At 65.5% G+C, this 23,732-nt stretch carries 22 protein-coding genes; 10 read left to right on the top strand and 12 right to left on the bottom strand.

All coding sequences use genetic code 11. The features are described from left to right. Positions 1-5: 5 nt before the first annotated feature. Genes LJ725_RS02035 through LJ725_RS28870 form a run of 3 tightly spaced genes read right to left on the bottom strand, consistent with a single transcriptional unit; the run spans position 6 to position 3,879 of the window. Positions 6-1,298, bottom strand: a complete 1,293-nt coding sequence (locus LJ725_RS02035) for a homoserine dehydrogenase (protein ID WP_230548950.1) — start codon at positions 1,296-1,298, stop codon at positions 6-8. 25 nt (positions 1,299-1,323) lie between these two features. Then, positions 1,324-2,580 (bottom strand): LL-diaminopimelate aminotransferase, encoded by a 1,257-nt coding sequence (locus tag LJ725_RS02040; RefSeq protein WP_230548951.1) that lies wholly within the window; start codon positions 2,578-2,580, stop codon positions 1,324-1,326. An 18-nt stretch (positions 2,581-2,598) separates the two neighbouring features. Further along, positions 2,599-3,879 carry an OmpA family protein gene (locus LJ725_RS28870; protein WP_268990369.1) on the bottom strand — a complete coding sequence of 427 codons (1,281 nt, stop codon included), beginning with the start codon at positions 3,877-3,879 and terminating at the stop codon, positions 2,599-2,601. A 205-nt stretch (positions 3,880-4,084) separates the two neighbouring features. Here LJ725_RS28870 and LJ725_RS02050 point away from each other — a divergent pair, with 205 nt between their 5' ends. Then, a complete protein-coding gene (locus LJ725_RS02050; protein WP_230548952.1) occupies positions 4,085-5,899 on the top strand; it encodes a PHA/PHB synthase family protein in 1,815 nt (604 codons plus the stop codon). Between the two features lie 9 nt (positions 5,900-5,908). On the opposite strand, the gene LJ725_RS02055 is transcribed toward LJ725_RS02050, so the two are convergent. The 5 genes from LJ725_RS02055 to LJ725_RS02075 form a co-directional block, all read right to left on the bottom strand. Beyond that, positions 5,909-8,662 (bottom strand): DUF4114 domain-containing protein, encoded by a 2,754-nt coding sequence (locus LJ725_RS02055; protein ID WP_230548953.1) that lies wholly within the window; start codon positions 8,660-8,662, stop codon positions 5,909-5,911. A 115-nt stretch (positions 8,663-8,777) separates the two neighbouring features. Continuing rightward, a complete protein-coding gene (locus tag LJ725_RS02060; RefSeq protein ID WP_230548954.1) occupies positions 8,778-9,314 on the bottom strand; it encodes a gamma carbonic anhydrase family protein in 537 nt (178 codons plus the stop codon). An 83-nt stretch (positions 9,315-9,397) separates the two neighbouring features. Then, positions 9,398-9,877 (bottom strand): 30S ribosomal protein S9, encoded by a 480-nt coding sequence (gene rpsI / locus LJ725_RS02065; RefSeq protein WP_230548955.1) that lies wholly within the window; start codon positions 9,875-9,877, stop codon positions 9,398-9,400. A 1-nt stretch (position 9,878) separates the two neighbouring features. Next, on the bottom strand, positions 9,879-10,358 hold the full coding sequence (rplM, locus tag LJ725_RS02070; protein WP_230548956.1) for a 50S ribosomal protein L13: 480 nt from the start codon (positions 10,356-10,358) through the stop codon (positions 9,879-9,881). 116 nt (positions 10,359-10,474) lie between these two features. After that, a complete protein-coding gene (locus LJ725_RS02075; RefSeq protein ID WP_230548957.1) occupies positions 10,475-10,894 on the bottom strand; it encodes a PaaI family thioesterase in 420 nt (139 codons plus the stop codon). A 33-nt stretch (positions 10,895-10,927) separates the two neighbouring features. Between LJ725_RS02075 and LJ725_RS02080 the strand changes: the two genes are divergently transcribed. Beyond that, positions 10,928-11,725 carry an enoyl-CoA hydratase gene (locus LJ725_RS02080; protein ID WP_230548958.1) on the top strand — a complete coding sequence of 266 codons (798 nt, stop codon included), beginning with the start codon at positions 10,928-10,930 and terminating at the stop codon, positions 11,723-11,725. Here LJ725_RS02080 and LJ725_RS02085 read toward each other — a convergent pair. Continuing rightward, positions 11,722-12,546 (bottom strand): nuclear transport factor 2 family protein, encoded by an 825-nt coding sequence (locus LJ725_RS02085; RefSeq protein WP_230548959.1) that lies wholly within the window; start codon positions 12,544-12,546, stop codon positions 11,722-11,724. The genes LJ725_RS02080 and LJ725_RS02085 overlap by 4 nt on opposite strands. A 94-nt stretch (positions 12,547-12,640) precedes the next feature. Here LJ725_RS02085 and LJ725_RS02090 point away from each other — a divergent pair, with 94 nt between their 5' ends. Next, positions 12,641-13,609, top strand: coding sequence for a Bug family tripartite tricarboxylate transporter substrate binding protein (locus LJ725_RS02090; protein ID WP_230548960.1), 969 nt, complete (start codon positions 12,641-12,643; stop codon positions 13,607-13,609). Positions 13,610-13,681: 72 nt separating this feature from the next. On the opposite strand, the gene LJ725_RS02095 is transcribed toward LJ725_RS02090, so the two are convergent. After that, positions 13,682-14,443, bottom strand: coding sequence for a class II aldolase/adducin family protein (locus LJ725_RS02095; RefSeq protein ID WP_230548961.1), 762 nt, complete (start codon positions 14,441-14,443; stop codon positions 13,682-13,684). A gap of 167 nt (positions 14,444-14,610) precedes the next feature. Here LJ725_RS02095 and LJ725_RS02100 point away from each other — a divergent pair, with 167 nt between their 5' ends. Genes LJ725_RS02100 through LJ725_RS02120 form a run of 5 tightly spaced genes read left to right on the top strand, consistent with a single transcriptional unit; the run spans position 14,611 to position 19,901 of the window. Then, entirely contained in the window at positions 14,611-15,927 is a 1,317-nt protein-coding gene (locus LJ725_RS02100; protein ID WP_230548962.1) for an NtaA/DmoA family FMN-dependent monooxygenase, read from the top strand. Between the two features lie 27 nt (positions 15,928-15,954). Further along, complete coding sequence (locus tag LJ725_RS02105) at positions 15,955-17,058, top strand: ABC transporter substrate-binding protein (protein ID WP_230548963.1); 1,104 nt, start codon at positions 15,955-15,957, stop codon at positions 17,056-17,058. 52 nt (positions 17,059-17,110) lie between these two features. Continuing rightward, on the top strand, positions 17,111-18,190 hold the full coding sequence (locus LJ725_RS02110; RefSeq protein ID WP_230548964.1) for an ABC transporter ATP-binding protein: 1,080 nt from the start codon (positions 17,111-17,113) through the stop codon (positions 18,188-18,190). Between the two features lie 8 nt (positions 18,191-18,198). Further along, positions 18,199-19,095, top strand: a complete 897-nt coding sequence (locus tag LJ725_RS02115; RefSeq protein ID WP_230548965.1) for an ABC transporter permease — start codon at positions 18,199-18,201, stop codon at positions 19,093-19,095. Next, a complete protein-coding gene (locus LJ725_RS02120; protein WP_230548966.1) occupies positions 19,092-19,901 on the top strand; it encodes an ABC transporter permease in 810 nt (269 codons plus the stop codon). Before LJ725_RS02115 ends, LJ725_RS02120 begins: the two co-directional genes overlap by 4 nt. On the opposite strand, the gene LJ725_RS02125 is transcribed toward LJ725_RS02120, so the two are convergent. Together LJ725_RS02125 and LJ725_RS02130 are read right to left on the bottom strand one after the other, a co-directional pair. Continuing rightward, positions 19,879-20,418: a peroxiredoxin gene (locus LJ725_RS02125; protein WP_230548967.1), complete on the bottom strand. Its 540-nt coding sequence runs from the start codon at positions 20,416-20,418 to the stop codon at positions 19,879-19,881. The two genes, LJ725_RS02120 and LJ725_RS02125, sit on opposite strands and share 23 nt — an antisense overlap. 84 nt (positions 20,419-20,502) lie before the next feature. Beyond that, entirely contained in the window at positions 20,503-21,663 is a 1,161-nt protein-coding gene (locus tag LJ725_RS02130) for an NADH:flavin oxidoreductase/NADH oxidase (RefSeq protein WP_230548968.1), read from the bottom strand. Between the two features lie 13 nt (positions 21,664-21,676). On the opposite strand from LJ725_RS02130, the gene LJ725_RS02135 reads away from it, so the two are divergent. Both LJ725_RS02135 and LJ725_RS02140 read left to right on the top strand, forming a co-directional pair. Further along, complete coding sequence (locus LJ725_RS02135) at positions 21,677-22,165, top strand: CoA-binding protein (RefSeq protein WP_230548969.1); 489 nt, start codon at positions 21,677-21,679, stop codon at positions 22,163-22,165. Positions 22,166-22,462: 297 nt separating this feature from the next. Beyond that, on the top strand, positions 22,463-23,479 hold the full coding sequence (locus tag LJ725_RS02140) for an LLM class flavin-dependent oxidoreductase (RefSeq protein ID WP_230548970.1): 1,017 nt from the start codon (positions 22,463-22,465) through the stop codon (positions 23,477-23,479). The last annotated feature ends 253 nt before the right edge of the window (positions 23,480-23,732 follow it).

Below are 23,732 nucleotides of genomic sequence, written 5' to 3' on the forward strand. Positions count from 1 at the left end.
GCCTTCTAGAATGCCTCGATCCTGATCACGCACGGCTCTTCGGCAACGGCGCCGAGCTTGGCGATCCGCGCCAGGGCGCGCCGCATCGCAGCCTCTTCTGTCTCGTGGGTCGTCAGCACCACCGGCACTTCGCCCGACTCCGAGCGCCCGCGCTGCAGCATCGACTCCAGCGAGATGCGCTCCTTGGCGAGCGCCCCCGACACCGCGGCGATCACGCCCGGTCGATCCTGTACCATCAGGCGCATGTAGTAGGCGCCGACATGGCGGTCCATCGGCGAGGCCTTCTTGGTCGCGAGCTTCTCGGCGGGAACGACGAAGGCCGGCATGTGCCGTCCGCGCGCCACGTCCACCAGATCCGCGACGACGGCCGAGGCGGTCGGTCCCTGCCCCGCGCCGCGGCCCTGGAACATCGTCGTGCCGACGAAGTCGCCCTCCACGACGACCGCATTGAACACGCCCTCGATGTGGGCGATCGGCGTGTCGAGCGGCACCATGCAGGGGTGCACGCGCTGCTCGATGCCGTAGCGCGTCTCGCGCGCCAGGCCGAGCAGCTTGATGCGGTAGCCGAGCTCCTGCGCGAACTCGATGTCCATCGAGGTCACCCGGCGGATGCCCTCGACATGCACGCCGGCGAAATCGACCTTCGCGCCGAAGGCGGCGCCGGTCAGCACCGCGAGCTTGTGGGCGGCATCGATGCCGTCGACGTCGAACGTGGGATCGGCCTCGGCGTAGCCCGCCGCCTGCGCCTCGGCCAGCACGACATCGAAGTCGCGGCCGGTCTCGCGCATGGTCGTCAGGATGTAGTTGCAGGTGCCGTTGAGGATTCCGTAGAGCCGCTTCACGCGATTGCCGGCCAGGCCCTCGCGCAACGCCTTGATGATCGGAATGCCGCCCGCCACCGCGGCCTCGAAGGCCAGGTTACGCTGCTTCTTCTCGGCCAGCGCGGCCAGCTCGGTGCCATGCAGCGCCAGCAGCGCCTTGTTGGCGGTGACGACGTGCTTGCCAGAGGCCAGCGCCTTCTGGACGAGACGCCGGGCGACGCCGCCCGAACCGCCAATCAACTCGACCACGACGTCGATATCCGGCGCGGTCGCCAGCGCCATCGGGTCCTTCTCCCAGCGCATGCCGGAGAGGTCGATGTCGCGCTTCTTGGCCTTGCTGCGCGCGCTGACGGCCACGACCTTGAAAGGCCGTCCTGCGCGAACCGAGAGGAGCCGGCCGTGTTCGGCCAGCAGCTTGACCACGCCGGCGCCCACGGTGCCGAGCCCGGCGATGCCGATCCTGAGAGGAGAATTCATGGGCGCCTGATACGACAGGATAGGATCAGGCGCGAGCCTTGATCGGCGTGATATTGTCCCCAACGCCGCGCAGGTACAGGTCGATGGCACGACCGGGGTCGGCCATCACCGTGCGAATGTTGCGGACGGCCTGTCGGATCCGGTGCTTGTTCTCGACCAGGGCGATGCGGACATGGGCGTCGCCATGCTCGCCGAATCCGATGCCCGGCGAAACCGCGACGTTGGCCTGGGTCAGCAGCAGCTTGGAGAAGGCCAAGGAGCCCAGTTCGGCGAACTCCTTGGGCAGCGGCGCCCAGGCGAACATGCTGGCAGACGGCGCCGGCAGGTCCCAGCCCGCACCCTTCAGGCCCTCGATCAGCACGTCGCGGCGCTCCTTGTAGGTGTTGCGCGCCTCGGCGATGCAATCCTGCGGGCCGTTCAGCGCTGCCGTCGCCGCCACCTGGATCGGCGTGAAGGCGCCGTAGTCGAGGTAGGACTTGATGCGGGTCAGCGCCTGGATGAGCGTCTTGTTGCCGGCCGCGAAGCCCATGCGCCAGCCGGCCATCGAGTAGGTCTTGCTCATCGAGGTGAACTCGATGGCAATGTCGCGGGCGCCCGGCACCTGCAGCACCGACGGCGGCGGCACGCCGTCGAAGTAGATCTCGGCATAGGCGAGGTCCGACAGGATCCAGATGCCCTCGCGCTTGCAGAAGTCGACGATGGCTCCGTAGAAATCGAGATCGACGACCTGCGCGGTCGGGTTCGACGGATAGTTCAGCACCAGGGCGAGCGGCTTGGGCACGGCGTGCCGAACGGCGCGCTCGAGAGCCGGCAGGAACTCCTCGATCGAGGTCGAGCCCGGAACCGGAATGTGACGCACCGACCCGCCGGCGATGATGAAGCCGTAGGGATGGATCGGATAGCTGGGATTGGGCACGAGAACCGTATCGCCGGGCGAGGTGATCGCCTGCGCGAGGTTGGCCAGCCCCTCCTTCGATCCCAGCGTCACGATGACTTCGGTTTCGGGGTCGAGTTCCACGCCGAAGCGGCGCGCGTAATAAGCTGCCTGGGCCTTGCGCAGGCCCGGAATGCCGCGAGACGCCGAGTAGCCGTGGGCGCGCGGGTTAGCCGCGGCCTCTGCAAGCTTGGCCACGATGTGCGGCGCGGTCGGCAGGTCGGGATTGCCCATGCCGAGGTCGATGACGTCCTGGCCGGCGCCGCGGGCGCGGGCCTTCATGGCGTTCACTTCCGCGAACACATAGGGCGGCAGGCGCTTCAGGCGGTGGAATTCTGAGTCGTCCATGTCGTTCTTCCTTGGCGCCTAGAAATCGATGAAGACGTCGGCGCGGCGGTTTGCGGCGAGGCCGCGGGCGGTGCTGGTCTGATAGATCGGCTCGTCGTCCGACGCGGCCTCGGCGACCATACGGTCGACCGGGACACCGAGGCGACGCAGTTGCTGGGCGATCGCCAGCGCACGAAGGCGCGATATGTCGAAGTTGTCGCGCCGGCCGGCCGGTACCGCATCCGCCGCGGCATGGGCCACGATGCGCACGGTCCCGCCGTTGTCGCGCTGGATCTCGGCCACGCGGGCGAGCACGGCCTGGTCGATATCGTCGAGCCCGGTAGAGGCCTGGCCGAACTGGATGACGGCAACCTGGATCGATCCGTCGAACGGCGGCGACTTCAGGCTGCTGAAGGGCACGGCGCCCGACTGGGCGGCGGCGATGTTGGCCATGGTGAGCGTCGGCTCCGCACACGCGTCTGCATTGGCCGTGCTCCTAAAGGACGCCGTCAGCGGAGCCAGCGGCATCGCCGATCCAACATCGACGCCCGGCGGCGTCCAGCCCGGCTGCGGGGCGAAGGCCTTGTTGGGATCGGCCGACGGGGTTGCAGCCGGCGCGGGCGCTGCTGGCGGCGGCGGCGGAGAGGCCGGCGGCGCGCCGGTCGTGACCGAACCGGGCTCGGCTCCGGGCGGCGTCCAGCCCGGCGGCGGGCTGAAGGCACGATTGGGATTGCCCGACGGCGTCGGCGCGACCGGGGCCGGAACAGGCGCCGGCGCTGTCGCGGGATCGGGCGCTGCGGACGGCGGGGCCATCGGCGCCGTCGTCACTGGAGCCGGCGGCGGCACCGGCGCCGAAACGGGTGCCGGATCGGACGTGATTGTGCCGGCCCCTGCAGGTGGCGCGCCCACCGGCGCGGCGGCGGGCGCCGCCTCCTGCTTCTCCTTGCTCTTGAGTTCCTTGTCGGCGGCCTCGCGTTCGAGCCGCGCCTCGCGATCCTTGCGGTCGCGTTCGGCCTGCTCCTTCTCGATGGCTTCCTTCTGGGCCTTCTGTCCACCCTTGGCCGAGATCACCGAGCCGATCGGCGCCGTTGCATTGCGGGTCTCGTCGCCGGCGGACACCGGGGCGTCATATTGCCGGTTGCCCGGCGCAGGCGGAAGCGCGCTGCTGGGCGCGACCTCGCGCTCGACTCCCGGGCGCGGCGGCGCCCCGACCGGCGCGGAACCCTCGAACCAGCCGCAGCCCGCGAGCAGGGCGAACGCAGACACTCCGAGCAGGCCGAGCCAGCGGCCATTGCCGATCGTGTCCTGGGGTCGCTGCATCTTCATCACCTGCTGTGTCCGCTTGAAGCCCGGCATCCTCCGCTTGTCTAGCGGAGACCGGGAGGAAATTTGACCCGTCAGTTGTCGCAGCCTACCTATGGGAAGCAAGCAGCGATTCCGGTAGGTTTGGCACTAGGTATGGTACCGAAGCGGCGATTTTACCGCAAGAAACGCTGCAAAGGCAATGATTCGGAAGGGGAAACGCATGTCCGACACGCCCGCCCCCACGGCCCTTGGCGGCCTCTCGCCGGAGGAGTCAGCCAAGCTCCAGGAGGCCTTCAAGGACATCGCGACGCGCAGCCAGAAGCTGCTGCAGGATTTCTCCCAGAAATACCAATCGACGGGGCCGCAGCCCGCCGATCCGCTGCACCTCACCCAGACCTTCATGGACTTCACGGCCAAGATGATGGCCGACCCGAACCGGCTCGTTCAGGCGCAGGTCGAACTCTGGCAGCAGTACATGAAGCTCTGGCAGGTCACGGCCCAGCGTATGATGGGGCAGACCGTCGAGCCGGTCGTCGAGCCCGCGCGCGGCGACAAGCGCTTCAATGATCCCGCCTGGAAGGACGAGGTCGTCTTCGACTACCTGAAACAGTCCTACCTGCTCACGGCCCGCTGGCTGCAGGGCACGATCAAGGAAGTGGAGGGCGTCGACGACAAGACCGCGAAGAAGGTCGACTTCTACACCCGCCAGTTCATCGACGCGGTCTCGCCGTCCAACTTCGCCCTCACCAACCCGCAAGTCGTGAAGGCCACAGTCGAGTCCAAGGGCGAAAACCTGCTGAAGGGGCTGAAGAACCTTCTCGGCGACCTCGAGCGCGGCAAGGGCACACTTGCCATCCGACAGACCGACATGGACGCCTTCAAGGTCGGCGGCAACGTCGCCACCTCCCCCGGCAAGGTCGTCTATCAGAACGACGTCATGCAGCTCATCCAGTACGCGCCCTCGACCGAGCAGGTCTACGAGATGCCGCTGCTGATCGTGCCGCCGTGGATCAACAAGTTCTACATCCTCGACCTCAAGCCCGAGAACTCGTTCATCAGGTGGGCGACCGAACAGGGCTACACGGTGTTCGTGATCTCGTGGGTCAATCCCGACGAGCGCCTCGCGAAGATGGTGTTCGAGGACTACATGAATCAGGGTCCGCTGGCTGCCCTCGACGCCATCGAGAAGGCGACCGGAGCCCGGAAGGTATCGGCTATCGGCTACTGCATCGGCGGCACGCTGATGGCGGCGACCCTGGCCTACATGGCCGCGCGCGGCGACGACCGCATCGCCGCCTGCACCTTCTTCACCGCCCAAGTCGACTTCAGCGAACCGGGCGAACTGGGCGTCTTCATCGACGAGGACCAGCTCGCCAGTGTCGAGGAGATGATGGGCAAGAAGGGCTATCTCGAGGGCAGCGAGATGGCAACGACTTTCAATATGCTGCGCGCGAACGACCTCATCTGGTCGTTCGTCGTAAACAACTACCTGATGGGCAAGGATCCCTTCCCCTTCGACCTGCTTTTCTGGAACGCCGATGCGACGCGCATGCCCGCGGCGATGCACAGCTTCTACCTGCGCAACATGTATCAGAAGAACCTGCTCAGCCAGCCGGGCGGCATCGTCCTCGACAACGTGCCGATCGACCTGCGCAAGATCACAATCCCGGTCTACATCCAGGCCGGCAAGGAAGATCACATTGCGCCGGCGCGCTCGGTTTACAAGGCGACGCAGATTTTTGGTGGCCCGGTGCGCTTCATGCTCGCGGGCTCGGGCCACATTGCGGGTGTCGTCAATCCGCCGCGCAACAAGAAGTACCAGCACTGGCTGAACGAGACGGCCAAGAACCCGCCGACCCTGGCCGAATGGCAGGCCGGGGCGAAGGAGTTCCCGGGCTCGTGGTGGCACGACTGGGACAAGTGGCTCTCCGCCCTGTCCGGACCGCAAGTGCCGGCGCGCGTGCCCGGCGCCGGCGGACTCCCGGCAATCGAAGACGCGCCGGGTAGCTACGTGAAGGTGCGGTCGGGCGAGTAGTCCCCGGCTTCAGACCACGAGGAACATGTTGTCGGTGTCCACGCGGACACTGATGACGACATCCTGGAAATCGTTGTCACCGATCGAGGAAACCAGATCCTCGAAACCGATCAGCAATTGCTGCCCGCCCGGCGAGACGCCGGACAGGACCTGGATGGCGTCGTCCGGGTTCAAAGTCGAGAAGGAGTGGAAGATCGGAACGGTAGTCAATGCGCCGAGCGATGCGCTGGTCAGCGTCGGCGGCAGCCCCGCATCGAGGTCCGCGGCCGCGTCGCCGGCCGGCGCCCGGAAGGACAGATCGTTCGGCAGGCTGCCATACCGCCCGTAGCCGTCCTGGATGAGGAAGAATCCGATGCGCGCATTGTTCGCCAGCACGCCGAGATCCACGGAGCCCGACGTCGTGTCGCGCGTGTTGTCGAACAGGATCTGGACATCGCTGATCGTGCCGTCGGCAGCCACGTGATATGTGCCGAGCGAATTGGCATAGCCGGAGGCAGCCGATCTGAAGTCGACCGTAAAGTGGACGAAACCGTCGCCCGTGAGGAAAGCCTCGTTGTTGACGCCGTTGATCTGGGCTGGATCGACGCTCACCCCTTCCCTCAGGTCCGGCAGATAATTCTCGAACGTGACCGTCGTATGCGCGTCGGCACCCGTTCCGCGCGTGATCACCATGAAGTCGCCGCCGGTGAAATCGCCGTTCAACTGGATCGAGGTTCCGGCGGCCGTCAGCGTTGCCGTCCCGGTCCCGAGCGCAACGTCGAAGTTCGACCTGCCGATCAGCGAACCGGTGATATCGATCCTGTCTTCCGACGTGAAGCCCGAGACGATGTCGCCGTTCATGTCTCCCCAGTAGCCGCCCAGCGTATCCGCGCCGCTGCCGAGATCGATCGTGTCGGTGCCGCCGCCGCCCACGATCGAGTCGTCGCCGGCACCGCCGTTCAGTGTTTCGCTGCCGGACGAGCCGGTGATGGTGTCGTCGGCTTCCGTTCCGGGTGTCGGCGGCGGCCCGACGAACGTCAACGAAGTCCCGTCCCAACCGTCATTGGTGAACCGGAAGTAGAGGTTCTCGAGGTCGCCGGACACGGCGACCTCGTAGCGTTCGAACGGCGACTCCATGAATACCAGGGTCGAACCTTCGAGATAGACGTCGACCGCCTGGACCCCGGTTATGTTGATGACGTCGCCGGCCTGCAAGCCGGCGATCATGCCGTTGAAACCGGTACTGATGTTGAAGACGACCTGGCCCGTCTGGCCTGCGACCATCAGTTCGTTGCCACCCGCGGTCAGTGAAGCCGTCCCGCCCCGCTTTGGAGCAGCCGCCAGCAGCCGCGACTCGTTGTTGCCCGTAAGCGACGCGCCGTCACCTCCGGCCCAGATGAAGCCGGCATCGAATCCATATCCTAGAAACCCCGAGGCAGCTCCGCTGTCGACGATCTGGACATTGAGCTTTCCGTCTTCGGCATCCGCGCTTCCGCTACCACCGACGATGTAGGCATTGGTGCCGGTATCACCTGCCGCCGTTGCAATTGCATTCAGGGTAGCCTGGATGAGCGCGGCGTCGTTGGCGGTGAATCCCGCACCGTCGAGGCCGAAATCGCCGGGTCCGACGAGCGTCCCGGATCCATACTCGATCCGCAGATTGTGGGTGGGCGTATTGAAGCCCTCGAACGCAAAGCCTCCTGGGCCGCCAGGATTGTAGATGTAGATGGCGCCACTGTTGTAGACGGGAATATCGTCGGTGTAGAGCGGGCCGAAAGGCCCGTAATCGAACAGGTCCACGTTGCCGCCGAGCGCCGTCAGATTGAGAGTCGCCGTGCCGATGAAGCCCGTCTGGTTGACCAGATTTCCCTGCAGGCTGTAGCTCGCGGTGAGCGTCGTCTCCTTGTCCCAGTAGTAAGGAACGTTGAACGTCGCCGACTGTCCGACCGGAATGGTGACGCTCTCGCCCCACGGCGCCGTCAGCGTCACATCGATTTCCGTAGGAAGAAATTGGAACTGCTGCGTGATCGCAAGACCCGCATCCAGTTCGGCCGTCAGGAGGTTGTAGCTGATGTCGCCATCGAGAAAGCTTCCCGAGAGCGAAGGGAACTCAGGACCGACGATGTCCTCTATGACCGCGAGAACGTCGACATCGACCGTGGCAATGTCGGGCGTCGTCACATCCAGCGTCACGCCGGCGAGCGGGCCGCTGCCCGACTGCTCCGTGGTCAGCGATGGGTCGTAGGCCTTCGGCAGGAAGACGTCGAAGCCATCGACGATGGTCTTCCTGTCGCCCGAGTGAAGGGAGATGAGCTTGATCGTGTTGTCGTAGTCGTAGCCGACCGAGTCAGAGCCGAAAAGATCGGAGTCGAAATTCAGGGAAAAGTCGGCGGTGAAGATGACATTCAGATCGACCTTGAACTCCGGAAACTTGGCGTCGAAGTGAGTCGCGCTGCCGTCGAGGCCATTATTGATGCTCTGGACCGTGAACTGCTGGCCGGCCGCCACGACGTTGGGCATCTGGAAACTGACGTCGACCGGGTACTTGAGCGAAATGCTGCCGGCATCCGCCTCGACGCTGAACACCAGCGAGACGCTGGCGCTTGCCGAGACCGTGAGGTCGTCATCGAATTCCGAGAAGCTGTCTGAAAACCCCTCCTCGAAGAGCGTCCAGCTTTCGTTGATCGTAAAAGCCTGGCCGGTGCTCCACATGCTCTGGTCGGTTGTCTTGAACTCGACCTTTTCGGCGTCCGTCACGATGGACGGAGCAATCGTCGTCGCCATGCAGAAACACCCTCGGAACGCTCAAACAAATTGAAGCATAACTGAGGTTATAGTTGTTGTCAGCGAGAATGCAACTAAGGGGAAGTCGCGCACCAACAAGTGCACCAGGACGTCGTCAATCGGCGGCCTTCGATTGCTCGCCCCGATAGGCCTGTCCGAGACGGACATAGGCCGCCGCGGAGCGACGGAAGGATTCCAGGTCCTTCTCGGTGACGTCGCGCATCTTCACGGCCGGGTTGCCGGCCCACAGTTCGCCCCTGCGCACGATCTTGCGCGGCGTGACCACCGCCCCCGCGGCAACCATGGCGCCGGTTTCGACCACCGCCTCGTCCAGGACCGTCGAGTGCATGCCGATGAAGGCGTCGTCCTGCACCTCGCAGGCATGCAGGAGAGCCAGATGACCAACCGTGACGTTGCGACCGACGACCGTGCCGACGCCGCGCGCGGCGATGTGGATCACCGTGCCGTCCTGGATGTTGGAGTTCTCGCCGATCCTGATGCCCGGCCCGTCACCCCGCAGCACCGCGCCGAACCAGATGCTGCAGTTGGCGGCGATCTCGACCTCTCCGATCAGCGTGGCGTTGGGTGCGATGAAGGCCGTGCTGTGGACCTGGGGCACGAAGCCGTTGAAGGGCACGATGAGACCGGACATCGGGGCGTCACTCCACAAACCATCAAGGGCACAAAAAAGAAGGGCGCCCGGAGGCGCCCTTCGAAAATAGCCGAAACGCGAGTTTAGCGCTTCGAGAACTGGAAGCGGCGACGCGCACCGGCGCGGCCGTACTTCTTGCGCTCGACCACGCGGCTGTCGCGGGTGAGAAAGCCGTTGGACTTCATGGCGCCGCGCAGGCCGGGCTCGAACTTCGAGAGCGCCTGTGCGATGCCGTGACGAACCGCACCCGCCTGGCCCGACAGACCACCGCCCGAGACGGTGGCAATCACGTCGAACTGGCCATTTCGCTGCGACACGTCGAACGGCTGCTGGATCATCATGCGCTGCGTCGGACGAGCGAAGTAGATCGTCTGGTCGCGGCCGTTGACGATGATCTTGCCGGTACCGGGCTTGACCCACACGCGGGCGACCGCGTTCTTGCGGCGACCCGTGGCATAGGCACGGCCCTGCGCGTCGATTTCCTTCTCGCGCGGAGCGCCCGGAGCCGCAGCGGCCGTCGGGGCCTTCTTCAGCTCGGCAAACGACGAAAGTTCGGTAGCCATGTTAGCCGATCCTCGAGTTCTTGCGGTTCATTGCGGCGATATCGAGCTTCTCGGGCTGCTGGGCCTCCTGCTCGTGGTTCGGACCGGCGTAGACGCGCAGGTTCTTCATCTGCGCCCGGCCGAGCGGGCCGCGGGTGATCATGCGCTCGACGGCCTTGATCAGGACGCGCTCCGGGAAGCGGCCTTCGAGGCGCTTGCCCAGGGTCTCGCCCTTGATGCCGCCGGGATGTCCGGTATGCCAGTAGAACACTTCACGCTCGGCCTTGCGGCCGGTGAGGCGCACCTTTTCGGCGTTGATCACGACGATGTTGTCGCCGCAATCGATATGCGGCGTGAACGTGGTCTTGTGCTTGCCGCGCAGGCGCATGGCGATGATCGAGGCGAGGCGGCCGAGCACGAGGCCTTCGGCGTCGATCAAAAACCACTTCTTCTGCACGTCGGCAGTCTTGATGCTGTGAGTCTGCTTGGTGAGGGCTTGCATGGGTCTTTCTTCCGATGAGCGCGCGCTTATGGGGAGAGAGACAGGGTTTGTCAAATCGCCAAAAATAGATGATTAAAATCAATGACTTAAATATGGGGTATTATAATACCTGCGCTCTAAGCCTTGGGTGGTATGGCATAAGTCACCGTGGCGTGCGCCACAGGCTCCGCCTTCCCGGCGCTATAGATCGTGAAGTCGCCGACCGCCAGCGTCTTCCCCAGCTTCAGAAGACGCCCCTCTCCGATCAGGTCGGCAGGCTCCGGCTTGCGCATGAAGTTGATGTTGAGATTGGTGGTCACCGCCAGGGCCACCGGTCCGAGCTGACCCAGAATCAGCAGGTAGAACCCGCAATCGACCAGCCACATCAGCGTCGGCCCGGAGATCGTTCCGCCGGGCCGCAGGTGCCGCTCGTGCGTCGGCAGCCGCAGCCTGATGGTGCGCTCGTCGAGATGCTCGATGGCGAGGCCCAGATGGGCGGCCTGCGGGAAATGCTCTTCGAGGAACACCATCAGTTCCGCAGGGGACATCACCGGCATGACGCCCCTCGCCGTTTCCCATAAAATGCCGCCATGACCGCCGCCTCCAACGAATCCGTCCTGCTTCGCCGCGACGAGGGTCGCGTGACCTTCCTAACGCTCAACCGGCCGCGCGCCATGAACGCGCTCTCGGGTGAACTTATAGATGCGCTGCAGGCGGAATTCGACAGGCTGGCCCGGGACACGGCCATCCGCTGTGTCGTGATCGAGGCGCAGGGAGACCGCGCCTTCTCTACCGGCCACGACCTGCGCGAGGTCGCCTCGACGCGCGACTACGTCTTTCACCACAGCCTGATGACGCGCTGCTCGGCGATGATGCTCTCCATCGGTCGCCTGCCCCAGCCCGTGATCGCCAAGGTGCAGGCCGTTGCGACCGCCGCCGGCTGCCAGCTGGTCGCCGCCTGCGATCTCGCCGTTGCCTCGAGCACTGCCACTTTCGCCACATCGGGCATCAACAACGGCCTGTTCTGCGGCACGCCCTCGGTAGCGGTCGGTCGCAATATCGGGCCGAAGCGCGCGCTCGACATGCTTTTCACCGGCGAGTTCGTAGACGCCGCCACCGCGTTGCGCGACGGTCTGGTGAGCCGTGTCGTCCTGCCAGCCGATCTCGACCGCGAGACCAGGGCCCTGGCCGAGCGGATCGCCAGCCAGCCGCCGCAGCAGATCGCCTCGGGCAAGGCGATGTTCCGCAATCACATGGAGATGGGCGTCGAGCAGGCCTACGCCTATGCGACCGACTTCATGGCGGGCGCCATCCAGCGCGAGGATGCGCAGGCCGGCATCGACGCCTTCGTGAACAAGAAGCCCAAGCCCGACTGGACGGGGCGTTAATCAGCGCCTGCCGCGTTCGACAGCAGCGAGGCGCGCAGCGCCGTCACCGACGGGTCGTGCTCGGCCAGCAGGCCGAGCGTGTCGAAGTAGCGACGCATCGACACGATACGGCCCCCGTCGAGTTCGAGCCGGTCGACGCCCAACAGATCACCACGCCGCCATTCCACGAACATCAGCCTGTCGTCGCCCGCCCAGTCGATCGCCTGCAACGGCGCGCCGGCCAGATGGGAAAAGATCTCGCCGGGTGCAAGTGGACGGCGCTGATCCGGCACCTCGATGATGGCGTCGGATGCGAACGAAGCGTTGAGCGGCGCATCGTGCACGAGGTCGGCATAGGCGGACACGATACCCTGCGGCCTCGCCGGCATTTGCGGCAGCCAAGCCATGTCGGGACGCAGGGCCCGGAACAGTGCGGCCTGGTCATAGAAGCGGCGGCCTCGATGCACGCCACCGTCGCGCAGATGGACCCGATAGGTGGCGCCCCACGCGACCGGCGTGCCGTTGATCGTGCCGCGATTGGCCGCCTCGACGAACACTGCCGCGCCGCGGCTGCGATAGCGCCGCATGTCGATCGTGAGGTCCGGCATCAGGCGCAGTACGTGCGCGATGGCATCGCGCACCTGCGAGGCAGGCGTCGGGGTCGCCATGCCGGCATCCGAAACCTCGCCGTCGGGATGGAAGACGGCGGCATAGGTGTCCGGACCGGGCGACCGTCCGAAAGCAGCGAACAGGTCGAACCAGCGAGCGGCTTGCGATGGCGAGGATGACATGAAGCGAGCGTGCCGCCGTGGCCGTCGAACCGCAATTACCTTGGAGGTCATGTCGTCCCTCCCGGCTTGTCGAGTTGACGGCCCCCGATGTGTGGCCGTTAATCCGCTTCACAATAAAAAGCGGTGGAGGGAGCCCATGCGGGCTGTGAAACTATCCAGACGGGCGGCCGTCGCTTCGGCGATGGCGAGTGTGGCGGTCGCGGCCGTACCGGCACGCGCCCAGGACTTTCAGCAGGGCAAGCCCATCACCATCGTGGCGCCGTTCGGTCCCGGGACCACCAACGACATCATCGCGCGGCTGCTCGCCCAGGACATGACCACGACACTGGGTCAGAGCGTCATCGTCGAGAACCGGCCCGGCGCCACCGGCAACATCGGCGCCGACTATGTCGCCAAGTCGCGGCCCGACGGCCATACGGTGGTGATCGCCTCCCTGAGCAACATCATCAACCAGGCGACCGGCAACACCACCGCCAACCTGCTCAACGACTTCGCCCCGGTCAGTTTCACGGGCGGCGTCCTCTATTCGATGTTCGTGCCCAACGAGCTGCCGGCGAAGAACGTCGCCGAGCTGGTCGAACTCGCGCGCCAGCAGCCGGGCAAGATCAACTTTTCAGGCTTCGTCGGCGGCGTGCCCCAGTTCCTGGGCGAAATGCTCAATCGTGCAGCCAGGATCAACACGGTCATGGTGCCGTACAAGAGCACGACGGACGCGCTGAGCGACCTGCTGACCAACCGCATCCAGATCTGGTTCACGCCGGTCGCGTCCGGGGTGCCCGTCTATAACGCCAAGCAGGCGCGCCTGCTTGGCGTCACCGGCGAGAAGCGGGCAGCGGTGTTTCCCGACACCCCGACCTTCAAGGAACTCGGATACCCCGACATCGTGGCCGATGTCTCGTTCTACATGCTGGCCCCGAAGGGCACGCCGCAGCCGATCGTCGAGAAGCTTTATCGCGCCGTCGACAAGGCGCTGGACAGTCCCAAGCTCAAGGAGTCGTTCCGGGTACAGGGCATCGAGGACCGGCGAGGCGGTCCTGCCGAGCTCGGCGCCTATCTTGCCCGCGAGCTCAATCGCTGGACAGAGATCGTCAAGCTTTCGACGCCCGCAAAGTAGCCCCCTCCCCAAAACAACAAGAGCGCGCCTCGCGGCGCGCTCTTTTCGTGTGCGACTCCGGGGGCCGCAGGACTACTGCCGCCAGTCAGTGCCCTTGCCCTCGATCTGGCGCAGGGCCGCCTTCCAATAGGTCATGCCGTACTCCGGGTTGGCGCGCTGCTGCTTGGCCCGCTCGCCGTACTGGCGGATCACGTCCTCCTCGATCGGTGCGGGCTCTTCGTCGAGACTGCGGGCGATGACCTCGACCTCGCAGGCGCGCTCCAGCATGTACATGCGCCGCAACGCGCCCGGGATCGTAGCGCCGACGGTCAGGAGACCGTGGTTGCGCAGCACCACCGAGTTGCCATGCTGGCAGGAGACGCCCAGCGCATCGCACTCCTCCTGCGACGTCGGCATGCCGTACTCGTGATAGACGAGGTCGTCATAGACAGAGAGCGCATCCTGGCTGATCGGCCGGATGCCCTTCTTCAGGACGGAGACGCCGGTGCCGGCGCGCGTATGCGTATGCATCACGCAGTTTGCATCCGGGCGTGCCTTGTAGACACCACTATGGATGGTGAATCCCGCAGCGTTGAACTTGCCGTCCTTGGCGTAGACGTTGCCGTCGATGTCCATCTTCACCAGGCTCGAGGCGGTGATCTCGTCGAACAGGTCGCCGTAGTTGTTGATCAGGAAACACTTGGGCTCGCCCGGGATGCGCACCGTCATGTGCGTGTCGATCGTGTCGGTCCAGCCGAAGTGATCGGTAATGCGATAGAGTGCGGCAAGATCGCAGCGCGCCTGCCACTCGGCTTCCGTCATGTCCTGCCGCCCCGATTGCATCACGGTGTCCATCTCGCGCTCCTGCTTGTGCTGTCTGCCGATGCCGTGGGGGCAATGGTAACGCAACTCGCGGGAGGGTGCGACGCGCTCTTGCCCCCGCGGCACGCAGAGCCGCCCTGCGAATTGTCGGCACAGTATTTGCGTCTGTTCTGCCGGCTAGGCGGCATTGGAGGGCGTTCGTGGCGACCAACCCGTTTCATCTCGCGTGGTTCCTACAGGGCTCCAGCGTTCAGGCCTGGGGCGAACCCTGGACGGGCCATATCGGGACGACCTGGGAGCGGCCCGAGCTGTTCCTCGACATGGCCCGTAGCCTGGAACGGGCCTGCTTCGACTACATCCTGCTCGAGGATTCCTCCTACGTCGGCGAGAGCTTCGGCGGCTCCACGGAGATCTACCTCAAGAAAGCCATTGCCGTGCCGCGGCAGGACCCGTCCGTGGTCGCCGCCCTCATGACCCAGGTGACGTCGCGCATCGGCATCGTGCCGACCTTCGGCACCTATGCCTATCATCCCTACCTGCTGGCCCGGCTGATGGCGACGCTCGACCAGGTGTCGGGCGGCCGCGCCGGCTGGAATGCCGTCACCGGCAGCTCAGACTTCGCGGCGATGAACTTCGGCATGCCCGGCATGCCCGAGCACGACCTGCGCTACGACATGGCCGACGAATACATGGAAGTGGTTCGAGGCCTGTGGGGCTCGTGGAAGCCCGGCGCCATGATCGCCGATCGCAAGAGCGGAAACCTGATCGATCACACCAAGGTCCACGGCGTCAATTACGAGGGCAAGTACTTCAAGACTCGCGGGCCGCTCAACTCCGGCCCCAGTCCGCAGGGCCGGCCGGTGATCGCCCAGGCCGGCGGGTCGCCGCGCGGCCGCCGGTTCGCCGCCGCCCACGCCGATACGATCGTGGTGAACGCCAAGGGCATCGACGCGATGCGCGCCTATCGCGACGACGTGCACAAGCACATGGTCGCGCAGGGCCGTAAGCCGAGCGACTGCAAGGTCCTGTACCTGATCAATCCGATCCTCGGCGAGACCATGGAAGAGGCGCTCGAGCGCAAGAAGAAGCGCGAGGCGATGGCGCAGGCCAACATCCAGGAGCGCCTCGCCCATTTCGGCAACGTCACCAACATCGACTTCGGCAAGTTCGACCTCGACAAGCCTCTGCCCGACGACGTGACCACCAATGGCCACCAGCTCAATCTGGAGCAGTTCCGCACGCTCGCCGCTGGCCGTTCGATCCGCCAGACGATGGCGTCGTTCAATGCCGTCGACCTGTCGATCGACCTCTGCGGCACCTGCGATTCGGTCGCCGCCCGCATGGGCGAAGTCATGCAGGAGGTCGGCGGCGACGGCTTCCTCTTCTCCATGCCCAACGTCAACCGCCGCACCCTGGCCGAGATCGAGGACGGGCTCGTGCCCGCCCTGCAGGACCGCGGCCTGGTGCGCAAGGCCTACGAGCACAAGCAGTTCAGGGAAAACCTCCTCGCTTACTGATCCACCCGAACGCAAAGGAAGGCATCCATGAGCAAGAAGACAATCGGCCGGCGCGCCACCCTCGGTCTCATGGGCGCTGGCCTGGTAGCCTCCCCCTTCATCCGGCCGAGCTACGGCCAGGCGGCGTGGCCCGAGCAGACGACCGTGCCCGACATCCTGAAGGGCAGCGGCGAGATCCGCATCGCCACCTTCGGCGGCACGATGCAGGAGACGCAGCAGAAGGCATACTTCGAGCCCTTCGAGAAGATCACCGGCATAAAGGTGCGCGCCTTCCCGGGTTCCGATCCGACCAAGATCAAGGCGATGGTCGACACCGGCAACGTCGAATGGGACCTCGCGCAGCTCAGCCGCGGCTCGATCATGAACCTCCAGAAGCGCGGTGACTACTTCGAGAAGATCGACTACGACATCGTCGATCCCGGGGTCGAGAAGCAGTTCCGCTTCGAATACGGGCTCGAGATGCTGGTATGGGCGCAGGTCCTCGCCTATCGCACCGACGCCTTCAAGGGCGCCGTGCCATCGGGCTGGGCAGATTTCTGGGATACCAGGAAATTCCCGGGCGACCGTGCGCTCTACGGCACCAACAGCGGCGGCTGGCCGGAGATGGAGTTCGCGCTGATGGCGGCGGGCGTGCCGCCCGACAAGCTCTACCCGCTCGACGTCGACAAGGCGCTGGCGAGCTACGCGAAGATCAAGAAGGACGTCTTCAAGTGGTGGGATACCGGCGCCGTGCCGATCCAGCTGCTGACCGACCGCGAGGTCACCATGACGTCGGTCTGGAACGGCCGCATGGCCGCACTGCAGGCCGCCGGTGTCCCCGCGGCGATCAGCTGGAACCAGGGCCTGTCCAAGCGCGATGCCTGGGGCATTCCCAAGGGCGCCAAGAACAAGGTCAATGCCATGAAGTTCGTGGCCTACTCGACCATGGCGATCCCGCAGGCCCGCGTCTGCCTCGGCATCCCCTACGGCTCGGTTAATGCCAAGTCGAACGAGTACATCCCGGCCGAGCGGCTGGCCGTCCTGCCCAGCGCGCCCGAGATCGCCAAGCAGCTCGTGCCCTACAACTACGATTGGTGGATCGAGAATCGCGAGACGGTGATTCCGAAGTTCAACAAATGGCTGTTGAGCTGACGCGATGATCAGTGCCGGCACGAACGGAGCAGACATAGGAAGGGGTGCGTCGGTGACGCTCTCCGACCTGGAGAAGACCTACGATCGCGCCAGCGCCGCCCCCAAGGACGTGGATCGCGTGTCGCTCGACATCCGCTCCGGCGAGTTCCTGACGATGCTGGGGCCCAGCGGCTCCGGCAAGACCACGACCCTGATGATGATCGCCGGCTTCGAGACACCGACCGCCGGCGACATCGCGATCGACGGCAAGTCGGTGGTCGCCATGCCGCCGTACCGGCGCAACATCGGCATGGTCTTCCAGAACTACGCGCTCTTCCCTCACCTCACCGTCGAGGAGAATGTCGGCTTCCCGCTGAAGCAGCGCGGCGTTCCCAAGCCCGAGCGCGCCCGGTTGGTGGCCGAAGCTCTGGAGCTGGTGCATCTGCCGGGCTACGGCGCACGCTATCCGCGCCAGCTTTCGGGTGGCCAGCAGCAGCGGGTCGCCGTCGCCCGGGCCGTCGTCTTCAAGCCGCGCCTTTTGCTGATGGACGAGCCGCTGGGCGCGCTCGACAAGCAGCTCCGCGAGAATCTCCAGCTCGAGATGAGGCGCCTGCACGCCGATCTCGGCATCACCTTCATCTACGTGACGCACGACCAGGAAGAAGCGCTCACCATGTCCGACCGCATCGCCGTCATGAACGACGGCAAGGTGGCGCAGGTCGGGACTCCCGAGGATCTCTACGACCGGCCGGAAAACCGCTTCGTCGCGGGGTTCATCGGCGAATCCAATTTCCTGCCCGCGGTCGTGCGGGGCGTCGAGAACGATGTCGTGATCGCCGAATGCGACGGCGCGGTGATTCGCGCCCTCTGCCCCGGCAGGCCGGCCAGCGGCGAGAAGGTGACGCTCACCACGCGGCCCGAGCGCCTGCGCTTTGCCGACAGCGCCTGGATCGGCGAGCAGATGCCGCAGAACTGTCTCAGCGTCACCGTTACCGAGGCGGTCTTCGCGGGCGAACGTTGCCGCTACATGCTGCAGGCCGGCGACGGCACGTCGATCGTGCTCAAGGAGCCCTCCAGCGCCGCCATACGCCGCCGGGCCGTGGGTGAGCGCGCGGAGATTGCCTGGTCGGTCGCGGACACGATCCTTGTCTGAGGTGGGCGGTGTCTGAGGTCGCGCAGCCCGCCTCGCTCGCCCTCGCGGTCAGTCGGCCGCAGACGGCACCGTTCGACTGGCGGCGCGCGGTTCCCCTGCTGCTGGCTGCACCTTTGCTGCTCTACATGCTGGTTTTCTACGCCTTGCCGGTCGTGGCGATGCTGTTGCGCAGCGTGAACGATCCGTCCTGGACGCTCTCGCACTACGCCACTCTGTTCGACGACGTGGTGTTCCAGAAGACCTTCTGGATCACGTTCAACACCTCGGTCACGGTCACCCTGGGATGCCTGATCCTGGGCTATCCGGTGGCCATGGGACTGGTCCGTGCCAAAGCGATGGCGCCCTTCATCCTAGTGATCATCCTGCTGCCCTTCTGGACCAGTGTCCTGGTCCGCAGCTACGCCTGGATGGTGCTGCTGGGCCGGCACGGGCTGGTCAACGAGGCGCTGCTGGCGCTCGGCATGATCGACCGGCCGATCCGGATCCTGAACACCCCGCTCGCGACCCAGATCGCGATGATCCACATCCTTCTGCCCTACATGATCCTGCCGATTGCCAATGCGCTGCGGCAGATCGATCCGTCGCTGATCCGGGCCGCGTCGGGCCTGGGCTCGACGCCGTTCATGACCTTCCGCCAGATCATCCTGCCTTTGTCGATGTCGGGCGTGGCCGCCGGCACCCTGCTCACCTTCGTGCTGGCGCTGGGCTTCTACATCACCCCGGCGATGGTCGGCGGCCCGCGCGACATCACGCTGTCGATGCTGATCGCCCAGCAGGTCGACCAGCTGAACTGGGCCTATGCCGCGACGCTCTCGGCCGTCCTGCTGGCGACGGCGCTCGCCATCCTCGCGGTGGCCCGCAAGCTGCCCGGGGTCGGCAATGCGTTCAGGACGAGCATGAGATGATCCTAGCGCGCATCCTTCCGGCCGGCGTCGTCGGCCTGATCCTGTTCTTCCTCGCCTTCCCGATCGTCGTGGTGGCGATCGTCTCCTTCTCCTCGGCGACCTATCTCACCTTCCCGCCGCCCGCCTTCGGCCTGCGCTGGTACGAGGCCTATTTCAGCAATCCCGACTGGCTGAAGCCGACCTGGGTCAGCATCTGGGTGGCCTGCGCTGTCGTGGTGCTGGCGACCTTCCTCGGCACGCTGGCCGCGCTCGGCATCGCGCGCCTGCCCAAGGCGATGCGAGTCGTCGCGGCCGGCCTGATCCTGTCGCCGCTGATCGTGCCCGGCATCGTCGTGGCGATCGGTATCTACTACGCCTATTCCCGGTACGGCCTGGTCGGCACACCCATCGCGATGGTGCTGGCGCATACCTGCCTCGCCGTGCCCTTCGTCGTCACCAGCGTAACGGCGAGTCTGTCGGGCATCGACCCGCGGCTGGAGCAGGCCGCCCTCAGTCTCGGCGCGACGCCGGGCGCCACCTTCTTCCAGGTGACGCTACCGCTGATCCAACCCGGTGTGCTGGTTGGTGCACTCTTCGCCTTCATCACCTCGTTCGACGAGCTGATCGTGGCGCTGTTCATCTCAGGGACGGGCGCGGTCACCCTGCCGCGCCGCATGTGGGACGATCTGCGGTTCCAGATCGATCCGACCATTGCCGCCGTCTCGACGTTGACGATCGTGCTGACGGCGGCGCTGATGGGCGCCGCGCATCTGCTGCGCAAGCGCGCCGAACGGAACCGGATGGCTACTTCTTCTGCAGCTGCTTGACCGCCGCCATCGTGTTCTCGACGTGCTTGTCCGGATTGCGGTCCGAGAAGGCGTAGACGATCTTGCCGTCCTGGCCGATCACATAGGAAATGCGGTCGGCGATGCCGACGCTGCCGACGCGGATCAACGCCGAGTCATAGGCCTTGATAACCTTGAGGTCGGGATCTGCCGCCACCGGAAACTTGCCGGAGCATGCCTGCGTCGAGAACTTGTGCAGCGTGCCGATATCGTCCGCTGACATGCCGATCAGGGACGCACCCAGCGCCTTGAACTGGTCCGCCGCTTCCGCGAACTCATGCGCCTCGGCGGTGCAGCCGGTCGTGAAGGCCTTGGGAAAGAAGTAGAGAACCACCGGCCCCTTCTTCAGCGCATCAGCCAGCGAGAACGTATAGTCCTTGCCATCGAGTGCTGCCTGCGCCGTGAAGTCAGGCGCTGAATCGCCGGGCTTGAGCGCCGCCCAAACCGGCGCGGACAGGAGACAGGCTACCGTCAGGGCCGTTGCTGCAATTCGCTTCATGGTGCGCTCCGCCGGAGTTCGAGATGGCGAAGACCATAGCGCGCGGCGGGACGAGGCGGTGTCACGTCCCGGTGACTGTCCCGTTCACTCGACGTGAAGGCCCTTCATGTAGGTCGACGGCGTAACCGACTTCACGGACTGTGCGCGCTTGGCCAGCCAGTAGGCCTGGGCAGGCGGCACCGAAGCGAACTTCGCGTCCACTCCCAGCTTCTGTGCCGCATCCATCGGCCAGTTCGGATTGTAGAGAAGCTCGCGCGCCAGCGCGATCAGGTCGGCGCGGCCTTCCTGCAGGATCTTCTCGGCCTGGTCGGCATGGACGATCAGGCCGACGGCCATGCTCAAAATGTCGGCATCGTTCTTCAGCCGGTCGGCGTACGGGACCTGGTACCCGTAGGTTACGGGCCCCGCGCTCACGACCGGCGAGCCGCGCATGCCGCCCGAGCTGCAGTCGATCACGTCGACGCCCTTGGGCTTCAGGATCTTCGCCAGCGCGACGCTCTGGTCGGGACCCCATCCGGAATCGTCCTCGACCGAGAGGCGAACGAACAGCGGCTTGGAGGCCGGCCAGTGCGCGCGGACGCTCTCCACCACCTCGATGGCGAAACGCATGCGGTTCAGCTCGCTGCCGCCATACTGATCGTTGCGCACGTTGGAGAACGGCGAGAGGAACTGATGGATCAGGTAGCCGTGCGCCATGTGGATATCGAGCACGTCGAAGCCGGCCTCGTGGGCACGCCGCGCCGCCTGGCCCCAACGCTCCACGGCCTCGGGGATTTCCGCCAGCGTCAGTGCCCGCGGCGTCGGATCGGTGTCGGGCGAATTGATACCGCTCGAGGAGACGAGCTCCCAATCGTCCCAATCGTCGATTTCGGGCGATGGCTTCAGCGGTGCGCCCCCTTCCCAGGGACGGAAACGCCGCGCCTTGCGGCCCGAGTGGCCCAGCTGGATGCCCGGCACGGAATTGTGCAGCCGGATGAAGTCGACGCAGCGCTTCAGGCCGGGGATGAACTTGTCGTCCCAGAGGCCGAGGTCGCCGACGGTGCCGCAACCGCGCCGCTCGACCTTGGTGGATTCCATGATGACGAGACCGGCGCCACCGGCGGCGTAGCGGCCGGCATTCACCAGGTGCCAGTCGGTCGCGAAGCCCTTCTCCGCCGCATACTGGTGCATCGGTGCCACGACCACCCGGTTCTTCAGGGTGACGTCGCGGATGGAAATCGGCTCGAACAGCATCGGACCGGCCATGTATAATCCCCCCATGCAAGCCGCCTTCAGCGACCGTTACGACGATCTCTACCTGCGCAGGATCCTGCGCGACACAAGGACCATCGCCATGGTTGGCGCTTCGGCCAACTGGAATCGTCCAAGCTATTTCGCCATGAAATATCTGCTCGACCGCGGATACAAGGTCATCCCGGTCAATCCCGCTGCCAAGGGGCAGGAAATCCTCGGCCAGAAGGTCTACGGCTCGCTCGACGAGCTGCCGGTGAAGGCCGACATGGTCGACATCTTCCGCAATTCCGAGGCCGCCGGCCCGATCACCGACGAGGCGATCAGGCATGGCGCCAAGGTCGTCTGGATGCAGCTCGGCGTCGTGAACATGGAAGCCGCCGAACGCGCCGAAAAGGCCGGACTCAAGGTGGTCATGAACCGCTGCCCCAAGATCGAGCACTCCCGCCTCGCCGGCACCATCGAGTGGCACGGCATCGCCAGCGGCGTGATCTCCTCGAGAAAGCGCGCGCTGTGATTCAGCTCGTCGGCGTGAACCGCTCGCCGTTCACTCGCCGGGTCGCCATCACGCTCCAGGTCTATGGCACGTCCTGCGAGCGACATTCACTTTCGGGCTTCGGCTGTCGCGCTGACCGGCGCGAAGACAATCTTTCGGGCAGCCTGGGACATGCCGACGAACCGGCGATTTGCTCGACTGATCCTTGAAGATCGGCGCCGCGCAACAACGTGGCGTGCGAGAAAAGCCACGGCTGCGCGCTCTCCTGGGAGTCGCCGGTCCGCGTCGCACCAAGACTTGAAAGCGAAGGAAACGACCATGAAGTTCGGCGTCTTCGATCATATGGACCGTGCCGGTCCCGATCTCGGGCGGCAGTTCGACGACAGGCTGAAGCTTATCGAGCTCTACGAGCGTGCGGGCTTTCACGCCTATCACCTGGCAGAACATCACGCGACGCCACTCGGCATGGCCCCCTCACCCAGCGTCTTTCTCGCCGCAGTCGCCCAGCGCACGAAGACCCTGCGCTTCGGGCCACTGGTCTACACGGTCAACCTCTATCACCCCCTGCGTCTGATCGACGAGATCTGCATGCTCGACCAGATGAGCGGAGGTCGGCTGGAACTCGGTGTCGGGCGCGGCATCTCGCCTTACGAGGTCGGCTACTTCGGCGTCGACCCGGCCACCGGCGCGGAGCGCTTTGCCGAAGCGCTGACAGTACTGCTGAAGGGACTGACGGAGCGGCGGCTCCAACACGAGGGGAAGTACTTCACCTTCACGGACGTGCCGATAGAGATGCGACCGGTCCAGCAGCCGCACCCGCCGCTCTGGTACGGCGCCAACTCGCTCGAGAGCGCCGATCGCCTGGCGCAACAGGGCTGCAACGCAGTGGTCGGGATGAGCGCCGAAGGCGTTGGGCAGTTCTCGACCCGCTATCGCGCGGCCTGGAAGGCGCTGGGCCGGGCCGAAGCCGACATGCCGCTGATCGGGCTGAGCCGCCATGTCGTGGTGGGCGATACCGATCTGGAGGCACGGTCAGCAGCCAAGCGAGCGTTCGCGCTCTGGTACGACGCGCTCATCCACCTGTGGCGCGCCCATGGCGTGGGCCTCCCCCGCCAGATGATCCCCGCCGAATTCGAGAACGCCCTCGAGGCGGGCTATATCGTGGCAGGCTCACCTGCAACCGTGCGCGACCGGCTCAGGCGCGACAACGAGACCTCCGGCATCAACTACTGCCTTTTCCGCCTGGCCTTCGGCGACTTGACGTTCGAGGAATCGGCGCGCTCGGTCGACCTGCTCGCCAAGGAAGTGATGCCGGCCCTCCAGGCCGGCACCTGAGGGGGTGGGGAGATCCGCAGCACTGCCACACACAGGCTGCAGACCTCCCGCTCCCCCTCATGATCGCGTCTTCCCGGTCTTTGCCGGGAATGGCGCGGCCCCCCTGAGAGAAGGCGTCGGTTGCAAGAAAGCCGGCGATGGTGGGGCCACCGCCGGCCTCTTGCTGAGGTTCGCTCGGCCATCCGGGGAATGATAATGGCTCTGCTTCAACCTCGAAGACGTCACGCTACGCTTGAGAAGAAGGTTACGGTCG

This window comes from Reyranella aquatilis (assembly GCF_020880995.1).
Lineage (GTDB): Bacteria > Pseudomonadota > Alphaproteobacteria > Reyranellales > Reyranellaceae > Reyranella > Reyranella aquatilis.

Coding starts and splice junctions, on each gene's coding strand:
- LJ725_RS02035 (WP_230548950.1), bottom strand. CDS start 1,298: ATGAATTCTCCTCTCAGGATCGGCATCGCCGGGCTCGGCACCGTGGGC.
- LJ725_RS02040 (WP_230548951.1), bottom strand. CDS start 2,580: ATGGACGACTCAGAATTCCACCGCCTGAAGCGCCTGCCGCCCTATGTG.
- LJ725_RS28870 (WP_268990369.1), bottom strand. CDS start 3,879: ATGCAGCGACCCCAGGACACGATCGGCAATGGCCGCTGGCTCGGCCTG.
- LJ725_RS02050 (WP_230548952.1), top strand. CDS start 4,085: ATGTCCGACACGCCCGCCCCCACGGCCCTTGGCGGCCTCTCGCCGGAG.
- LJ725_RS02055 (WP_230548953.1), bottom strand. CDS start 8,662: ATGGCGACGACGATTGCTCCGTCCATCGTGACGGACGCCGAAAAGGTC.
- LJ725_RS02060 (WP_230548954.1), bottom strand. CDS start 9,314: ATGTCCGGTCTCATCGTGCCCTTCAACGGCTTCGTGCCCCAGGTCCAC.
- rpsI (WP_230548955.1), bottom strand. CDS start 9,877: ATGGCTACCGAACTTTCGTCGTTTGCCGAGCTGAAGAAGGCCCCGACG.
- rplM (WP_230548956.1), bottom strand. CDS start 10,358: ATGCAAGCCCTCACCAAGCAGACTCACAGCATCAAGACTGCCGACGTG.
- LJ725_RS02075 (WP_230548957.1), bottom strand. CDS start 10,894: ATGCCGGTGATGTCCCCTGCGGAACTGATGGTGTTCCTCGAAGAGCAT.
- LJ725_RS02080 (WP_230548958.1), top strand. CDS start 10,928: ATGACCGCCGCCTCCAACGAATCCGTCCTGCTTCGCCGCGACGAGGGT.
- LJ725_RS02085 (WP_230548959.1), bottom strand. CDS start 12,546: ATGACCTCCAAGGTAATTGCGGTTCGACGGCCACGGCGGCACGCTCGC.
- LJ725_RS02095 (WP_230548961.1), bottom strand. CDS start 14,443: ATGGACACCGTGATGCAATCGGGGCGGCAGGACATGACGGAAGCCGAG.
- LJ725_RS02105 (WP_230548963.1), top strand. CDS start 15,955: ATGAGCAAGAAGACAATCGGCCGGCGCGCCACCCTCGGTCTCATGGGC.
- LJ725_RS02120 (WP_230548966.1), top strand. CDS start 19,092: ATGATCCTAGCGCGCATCCTTCCGGCCGGCGTCGTCGGCCTGATCCTG.
- LJ725_RS02125 (WP_230548967.1), bottom strand. CDS start 20,418: ATGAAGCGAATTGCAGCAACGGCCCTGACGGTAGCCTGTCTCCTGTCC.
- LJ725_RS02130 (WP_230548968.1), bottom strand. CDS start 21,663: ATGGCCGGTCCGATGCTGTTCGAGCCGATTTCCATCCGCGACGTCACC.
- LJ725_RS02135 (WP_230548969.1), top strand. CDS start 21,677: ATGCAAGCCGCCTTCAGCGACCGTTACGACGATCTCTACCTGCGCAGG.
- LJ725_RS02140 (WP_230548970.1), top strand. CDS start 22,463: ATGAAGTTCGGCGTCTTCGATCATATGGACCGTGCCGGTCCCGATCTC.